This is a genomic window from Streptomyces sp. NP-1717 (assembly GCF_022695985.1).
In the GTDB taxonomy this organism is placed as follows: domain Bacteria; phylum Actinomycetota; class Actinomycetes; order Streptomycetales; family Streptomycetaceae; genus Streptomyces.
The window spans coordinates 1-6,711 of record NZ_JAAPBF010000308.1 but is presented as its reverse complement, the minus strand read 5'-3'; the positions used below and the strand labels follow the sequence as shown (position 1 = coordinate 6,711).

Below are 6,711 nucleotides of genomic sequence, written 5' to 3'. Positions count from 1 at the left end.
CCGACTGCGGCCTGATCGGCAGCCTGTTGACCGGCCGCCCCGTCGCCGCGCGCACCGCCGCCGCGACCGCCGCCGGGGACGTCACGACCGGCACCGCGCTCGCCGGCTTCGCGCCGAACGGGGCCACCACGTCGCGCTCCTCGACCAGTTTGACGATCCGGATGTCCGGCGCGTCCAGGGACGTCGGCAGCGCGTAGCCGGTGAGGTCGGGACGGCGTACAAGACCACGCGTCGTACGGAGGTTCTCCGTCAGGGCCGTGCCGATGCCCTGGGTGACGCCCGCCTCGATACGGGTCGCGAGCTGCGCCGGGTTCAGGACCCGGCCGACGTCCTGCGCGACGGCCATCTCCACGACGCGGATCGAGCCGAGTTCGATGTCGACGTCCACGACCGCGCGGATCGCGCAGAAGGCGAGGCCGACGAACGCGTCGCCCTGGCCGGCGTCGTCCAGCGGTTCGGTGGGGTGCGGGCGGCACTGCGCGGTGGCCCACAGCTCCTTGCCGTCCATCGCCTCGGTGACGGTGGTCGACAGCACCCCGTCGTAGGAGGTGATCTTCCCGTCGGTGATCTGGAGCAGCTCCGTCGACATGCCGAACTTGTGCGCCAGCGGCTGGAGGAGCTGCGTACGGACCATCTTCGCGGCGCGCTCGACCGCGCCGCCCGACACCCAGGTGTGGCGGCCGTGCGTGGCGGGGCCCGCCGGGGGCTGGTCGGTGTCGACCGAGGCCACGTGGACCTCCTCGATGCCGAGCGTCTCCTGGACGATCTGGCGGGCGAGGGTGGAGAAGCCCTGTCCGGTCTCGACGGCCGCGCAGATGACCGTGGCGACGCCGTCGTGGACCTTGACCGTGGCCGTGGAGACCTCGTCGGCGCCCTCGGCGCCGAGCATGTGGACCATGCCGAGCGCGTACCCCACGCCGCGGCGTACGGCGCCGGGCTCGCCCGCGCCCTCGGGGCCGCCCGGCAGCAGCCAGGACGATTCGGGGATGTCCTTGGGCAGCGCGGGGAGCGGGAAGTCCCGTACGGCGCGCAGCAGTTCGGCGACGGGCGCCGGGCAGGTCACGGTCTGCCCGGTGGGCAGGATGTCACCGGTCGCCAGCGCGTTGCGCAGGCGCAGTTCGGCCGGGTCGATGCCGAGCTTGGTCGCCAGCTTGTCCATCTGGCCCTCGTAGGCGGCGCAGACCTGCATCGCGCCCTCGCCCCGGACGTGGCCCGATGGCGGGTTGTTGGTGCGTACGGCCCACCCTTCGATGAAGGCGTGCGGGACGATGTACGGGCCGCAGGCGAACGCCACGGCCGCCGCGAGGGACTCGGACGAGGCGTCCGCGTACGCGCCGGCGTCGAGGAGGATCTGCGCCTCGACCTTGACGAGCCGGCCCTCGCTGTCGGCGTGGTGGCGATAGCGCAGCAGCGTCGGGTGCCGGTGGGCGTGCCCGAGGAAGGACTCCTCGCGGGTCGCGGCCAGCTTCACCGGGCAGCCGGTGCGCAGCGCGAGCAGACCGAGCGGGATCTGGAAGCCGGGGTCCTCGCGGTCGCCGGTGGCGCCGGGGACTCCGGTGACGACGACCTTGACCTGGTCGGGTTCGAGGCCGAAGCAGGCGGCGGCCAGATCGCGGTCGGTGTGCGGGTCGGTGGAGCCGGTGTAGATCTCCACGCCGCCGTCGGGGCGCGGTACGGCGAGTCCGGCCTCGGCGCCGATGGGCGCGGGGTCCTGGCGGCCGATGCGGTACAGGCCCTCGACGACCACGTCGCCGGTGAGGTCGGGGTCTCCGTAGCGCAGCGGGATGTGGCGGATCAGATTGCCGTCGGGGTGCAGCGGCTCCGCCTCGAACGCCTTCTCCGGGTCGGTGACGGGGTCGAGGACCTCGTACTCGACGGCGATGGCGGCGGCGGCCATCCGCGCGGTGTCGGGGTGGTCGGCCGCGACGGCGGCGATGGCCTCGCCGTGGTGGCGCACGACCTCGGAGGCGAAGACGGGGCGGTCGGCGACGAGCCGTCCGTAGGAGGGGTCGCCGAGGACGTCGAGATGGGTCACCACGGCCCGTACGCCGGGCATCTCGGCCGCCGCGCCGGTGTCGATGGACACGATCCGCGCGTGCGGGTGCGGTGAGCGCAGGAGCGCAGCCCACAGCAGACCCTCGGCCCAGAGGTCGGCGGCGTACGGGAACGTGCCCTCGGTCTTGGCGCGGGCGTCGGCCGGTGGGAGGGAGGCGCCGAGCCCCAGCGCGGGCGGGTCCTGCCGGGGGCCGTCGAGCGCCTGGGTCTCGGTGGCCGCGTCGTTGCTCACGCCTTGCCTCCGTCGTGCGGGTCGAGAGGTGCGGGGTGGGCGCCGCCGGCGCCCGGTGGTGCCTGGTGCGGGATGCGGGCCTCGTCGGCGGCCTCGGCGCTCGCCGCGCGTTCGGCGACGACCTCGCCGACGGCGTCGAGAACACCCCGGTATCCGGAGCAGCGGCAGAGGTTGCCGCTGAGCGCCTGGCGCGTCTCCAGCTCGCTGGGGTCGTGGTTGCCCTCGAGGAGGTCGTGGACGGTCATGGCCATGCCGGGGATGCAGAAACCGCACTGGACGGCGCCGCAGTTGGCGAGCGCGCGCTGGACGTCGGACGGTTCGCCGTCGGAGGCCAGGCCCTCGACGGTACGGACCTCGGAGCCGGCCGCGGTGGCCGCCGGGACGAGGCAGGAGGCGACGAGCCGGCCGTCGACCTGGACGTTGCAGGCACCGCACTCGCCCTGCGAGCAGCCGTCCTTGGCGCCGGCGAGGCCGAGGCGCTCGCGCAGCACGTAGAGCAGGGACTCACCGATCCAGGCGTCGGTGACGGGGCGGTCGGCTCCGTTGACGCGCAGGACGTAGGAGCCTGCGGGGTGTTCGGCGCTGTCGTTGCTGCTGGTGAGGGGTTCCGGCTCGGGTTCGGGCTCCGGTACCGGCTCGTTCTGGGCACCGGGCGCGGGTTCCGTTTCCGCCGCCGTGCCGACGTCCGTTTCCGTGGCGGCGTCCGCTTCGGCTCCGGTCTCGGACGGGGCTTCGGCGCCGGGCTGCTCGTCCGTGTCCGGCCCGGTCGCGTGAGCGGGCGCCTCGGCCTCGTCGGGCGCGGCCTGCGGCGGCTGTTCCGCGACGGGCTCCGGAGCCGGTTCCGGTTCGGTCGCCCAGGGGGCGCGCGCGCCACCCGGAAGTGTGGCGGGCGGAGCGCCGCCCGACCACTGCGAGGTGATGGGCACGGACGTGGTGAACTCGCCCGATTCGTCCGTGAGGTCGTCCGGGACGACCGGGATCACCCACTGGCCGGTGGGCTGCGCCGGGGACGGCGGCTCCGGCTCCGTACGGGCGTCCGCGCCGCCGCCGGCCGGGTCCGCGAAGGACCACTGGCCGGTCGCCTGCGGGTCGTGCGGCACGTCGGGGTGGTAGCCGTGCGGATGACCCTGCCCGTACCCCTGTCCGTGGCCCTGCCCGTATCCGTAGGGATCGGGCTGCGTCTGCGGCGTGTGCGGGGCCCACTGTCCGACATCGGCAGGACCGCCGGGGGCCACGCCGCCGTCCGGCTGCCGCTGGTCGATCGCCGGTGGTACGTAGCCGTGCCCGGGCGCCGCCAGCGGCGCGTCCGCCCGGTCCTCGGGCGGCAGTTGCACGAAGGCCGTCGACTCGCCGTCGTACTCGCCGCCCTGCGGGATCGGCTGCCACGCGCCACGCTCCTGCGGATACCCGTGTGCGTGCGCCTGCGGACGCCCCTCCGGATTCCCGGAGTTCTCGTTCTCGTCGGTGGTCACGGCAGCGCCCTCCCCAGTGCTCGTCGAGCCAGCGTGGCGACGGTACGCCTCAGGTGCAGTACGGCGGGCGGCAGGGCGGGCGGCTCGCTCCCGTCCGCCTCCGGGGCCGGGTCGGGGATGCACGCCGCGGCGACGTACTCCCCGAAGGCCGCCAGTGCCTCCGGCGCCAGCCCCCGGTCGGCGTCCCAGTCGATCAGCGAGGCGATCCAGCGCTCGGCCTCCAGCGGGCGCAGCGGCATCGGCGCGATCGCGCCGACCGCGCAGCGCACGCCGCGGCGCGCCGGGTCGAGCACGACGGCGACGGACGCGGTGGCCCGGCCGGGGCCGGTGCGGCCGGTCGCCTTGAGGTAGACCTGCGGGGCGTGCAGCAGCGGTACGCGGACGAAGCCGATGAGTTCGGCGGGCGCCAGCATCTCGCGGCCCGCCAGCAGATGGGAGACGGGGATCTCACGGCGCGCGCCGTCGGGGCCCGCGACGACGAGGTCCGCCTCCAGGGCCGCCAGGACGGGCAGTGAGTCGCCGGTGGGGGCCGCGGTGGCGATGTTCCCGCCGAGCGTGCCCGCGTTACGGATCTGGGGCGGGCCCGCGGCGCGCGAGGAGGCGGCGAGCGCGGGGATGAGGGCGGCGAAGTCGGGCCGCCCCATGCGCGCGTGGGTGAGTCCGGTGCCCAGCAGGGCGTGTCCGTCCTGGTAGTGCCAGCCGCGCAGTTCGCTGATCCGGCCGAGTCCGACCAGGCCGGCCGGCCTGAGCAGGCCCTTGTTGACGGCGGCCATCAGATCGGTGCCACCCGCGACGGGCACGGCGGCAGGCATGGCGCTCAGTGCCGCCACGGCCTCGTCGAGCGAGACCGGCAGCGTCACGGACTGCGCAGTCTGCGGTGCGTGCGTGGTCAACCCAGCTGCCCCTTCCCGGTGTCCCGGCTGTCCGCCTGTGTTGGCCGTACCGTACGTGCTCACAGGCCGGACGAGGCAACTCTGGCACATCTTCCGGGCCTACCGGTCCGAGGGTCCACGAAGGGCGTATCCGCCCATGAACATGGGGAAGATCCGCTTTCGCACTTCTTGACCGACACGTACGGAATGCCATTTTCCGGCACTCATGTACGACTTAACAGTACGGACAACCCCCGTCGGGGGGCTCACGATTCACCGGAATTCACGGTGCCGGACAGGCGCGCGCGGGGCACGCGCGCCGGCGTGGACTCACACGTTCGGGGGCGGACCGTCGATCGGACGTCCGAGACTCGCGGAGTCCCCGTTCGGCGCGGGGCGCCGCTGCCAGGGCAACGGACCGCCGGGCGGCCGGTAATCGACCCCGAGAGCGTCAAGGCGCTTGTAGTGCACGGTCATCCGCCGTTCGAAATCCGTGAAGTCACGGTCGGCGGAAGCGGGCAGGACGGACCAGGCGACCTCGGCGAACGCGGAGAGGCGCGGGAAGAGCTGGTAGTCGACGCGGGAGCGGTCCTGCATCACCTCGGTCCACACATTGGCCTGGGTGCCCAGGACATGGGCGGCGTCGGCGCCGGTCAGCTCCGGCGGCACGGGCTCGAAGCGGTAGACGTCCTCCAGCGTGCGGACGTACCCGATGGGCATGGGCTCGTCCGCCCCGGCCGCCTGACGGTGGTCGAGATAGACCTGCTGCTCGGGGCACATGACGACGTCGTGCCCCGCCTTGGCCGCCGCGATCCCGCCGGCGTACCCGCGCCAGGAGGAGACCGCGGCGCCGGGCGCCAGCCCGCCCTCCAGGATCTCGTCCCAGCCGATGAGGCGCCGGCCGCGCGCGGAGAGCCAGCCGTCGAAGTGCCGGATGAACCACGACTGGAGCTCGTCCTCGTCGGCCAGGCCGAGTTCACGGATCCGCTCCTGCGCGGCGGGCGAGCGCTTCCACTGGTCCTTGGGGCACTCGTCGCCGCCGATGTGGATGAACGGCGAGGTGGCGGCCGGGAAGAGGTCGAGCAGCTCCTCGAAGACGCCCTCGAAGAAGCGCAGGGTGTTGTCGGAGGGGGCGAGCACGTTCGGGTTGATGCCCCAGGTGTCCCAGACCTCCAGCTCCGAGGTGTCGACGACGTCGGTGTTTCCCAGCTCCGGATAGGCGGAGATGGCGGCCTGCGAGTGGCCCGGGATGTCGATCTCGGGGACGACCGAGATGTGCCGCTCGGCGGCGTACGCGACGATCTCGCGGATGTCGTCCTGCGTGTAGTAGCCGCCGTGCGGCTTCTCGTCCCAGATGTCCGAGAACCGGTGGCCGTACTTGGTCCGGGACCGCCACGCGCCGACCTCGGTCAGCTTCGGGTACCGCTTGATCTGGACGCGCCAGCCCTGGTCGTCCGTGAGGTGGAAGTGGAAGACGTTGAGCTTGTGCGCGGCCATCAGGTCCAGGAAGCGCAGGACGCCGTCCTTGGGCATGAAGTGCCGTGACACGTCGAGCATGACGCCGCGCCAGCCGAAGCGGGGGCGGTCCTCGATGACCTGACGGGGGATCTCCTGCCGTACGCCGGGGGACACGGGCGCACGGCGGAAGGCCTTGGGGCCGAGGAGCTGACGGAGCGTCTGGGCGCCCCAGAAGACACCGGCCGCGCTGCCGCCGTGGATCTCCGCGCCCCACTCGGCGGTGATGTCCAGCCGGTACTCCTCGGGGGCCATGGACTCGTCGATGCGCAGCGACACGGCGTTGCTGCCGCCGGGCGGACCGGGGGCGAGCGGGAGCCCGAGGGCCGCCCCGATGGTGGCGCGCAGCCAGCGCTCGGTGCCCTCGGTCCCGGGCGCCGCCCAGAGCGTGGTGGCCGAGTCGGGGACGAAGCCACCGCTCTGCGGGCCTTCGACACTGACAGGCGCCGGGATCAGGTCCATCACGTCAGTCCTCAGTCCTCGTTCGGCTGGCATATGCCGGAGTCAACAGGTCGTTGAACGTCCAGGCTGGACACTAGGCCCGGCCCGGACGAACGGACAAGTG

At 73.4% G+C, this 6,711-nt stretch carries 4 protein-coding genes; all 4 read right to left on the bottom strand.

The features are described 5' to 3' along the window. On the bottom strand, positions 1-2,287 hold a 2,287-nt coding region (locus tag GXP76_RS32915; protein ID WP_242575282.1), incomplete at its 3' end, for a xanthine dehydrogenase family protein molybdopterin-binding subunit. Beyond that, positions 2,284-3,759 (bottom strand): 2Fe-2S iron-sulfur cluster-binding protein, encoded by a 1,476-nt coding sequence (locus GXP76_RS32910; protein ID WP_374363483.1) that lies wholly within the window; start codon positions 3,757-3,759, stop codon positions 2,284-2,286. The genes GXP76_RS32915 and GXP76_RS32910, both read right to left, overlap by 4 nt. Then, a complete protein-coding gene (locus tag GXP76_RS32905) occupies positions 3,756-4,652 on the bottom strand; it encodes a xanthine dehydrogenase family protein subunit M (protein WP_242575281.1) in 897 nt (298 codons plus the stop codon). Before GXP76_RS32905 ends, GXP76_RS32910 begins: the two co-directional genes overlap by 4 nt. Positions 4,653-4,961: 309 nt before the next feature. Beyond that, positions 4,962-6,608, bottom strand: coding sequence for a beta-N-acetylhexosaminidase (locus GXP76_RS32900; protein WP_242575280.1), 1,647 nt, complete (start codon positions 6,606-6,608; stop codon positions 4,962-4,964). Positions 6,609-6,711 lie beyond the last annotated feature (103 nt).